Source organism: Microcoleus sp. K1-B1, from assembly GCF_036704705.1.
Lineage (GTDB): Bacteria > Cyanobacteriota > Cyanobacteriia > Cyanobacteriales > Microcoleaceae > Microcoleus.
The window spans coordinates 1-1,017 of sequence record NZ_JAUBSH010000217.1 but is presented as its reverse complement, the minus strand read 5'-3'; the positions used below and the strand labels follow the sequence as shown (position 1 = coordinate 1,017).

Below are 1,017 nucleotides of genomic sequence, written 5' to 3'. Positions count from 1 at the left end.
TTTTTGGGGAAGCCGTTGGTTTAAAAAATGTAAAATTATATCATTTATTGGGATATTTACAAAATCGGGATGCTCCCTGCTGATATCATGTCCGGTAGCATAACCATAATTAAGCTGAACTTGGGGCCACCAATGGAAATTGGTCAAACCTCGAACTAAGTCTTGCTGTTGGAGTAATTGTTGGCAGGGATTAAATAAAATTTCCTCTAATTCATCAAAATTTTCAAATGTTCGGTTAACAATAGGCTCATTTGTGAGTAGCCATAGTCTTTCGGCAGGTTGAAGTTCTGGAGAGTGAGATGGCTTTTCTATAATATGAATGCCCTGCGGTACATCAAGTTTTTTAGCGGTATGCCATCCACCTTGATCCTTACGTCAATACGACTTGTTTATTTTCCCCGACTTCAAAATCTTGGGCTCCATCGGCTAAAACTTGATTAAAAATTTCGGTATTGACAAAAGGTAGAATCCACGCCTTAGTTTCTCCCCATTGTGGGTGAACTTTCGCCATACAACCAGAACCATTTAAATCGCCAATTTACCGATGCTACGGGTACTGTCCATTCATCTACCCAAATACGTCTCATTATTGGTTTAAGCCCAACTCTATGTTCATCGATTGTCCAAAATTTCTACATCGGCGTCGGGGTACTTCTCTTGAACTTGAGTCACCGTTTTTGCTAGTTTTTTTTTCATTTTTCCTGTTCCCTAAAGTCGGCTTCCTGATGAGAGGGTCGAGGTACTCTCAAACGTAGTCTCATTGCCTTCAAATACTCCCAACCTCGTTGTCTACTAACTGAATGTCCTAATAATTCACTCATCCAATTTGCAACGAACTGTCCGTTCCAAAGCCCACCAACCGTTTGAGGTGATTGTAGCGCTTGCCATAGTTGTGCTTGTTGTACATCATTCAAAAGTGTATCGGCACCTTGATGTTCATGTAACTGCTCAATAACCGCTGCTTGGGGTATCTGAGCTAAGTAGTCCCAGAACGCTAGCCAATAAACTTATTTCTCT

At 40.9% G+C, this 1,017-nt stretch carries 2 protein-coding genes; both read right to left on the bottom strand.

Annotated features, from left to right (window positions below; genetic code table 11):
• Nucleotides 1–370 precede the first annotated feature (370 nt).
• The gene (locus QUA83_RS30495) at nt 371–511 is read right to left on the bottom strand and encodes a hypothetical protein (protein WP_333297955.1); all 141 of its coding nucleotides are present in this window, start codon (nt 509–511) and stop codon (nt 371–373) included.
• Between the two features lie 181 nt (nt 512–692).
• Nucleotides 693–821 (bottom strand): winged helix-turn-helix domain-containing protein, encoded by a 129-nt coding sequence (locus QUA83_RS30720; RefSeq protein ID WP_445301837.1) that lies wholly within the window; start codon nt 819–821, stop codon nt 693–695.
• Nucleotides 822–1,017: the final 196 nt, after the last annotated feature.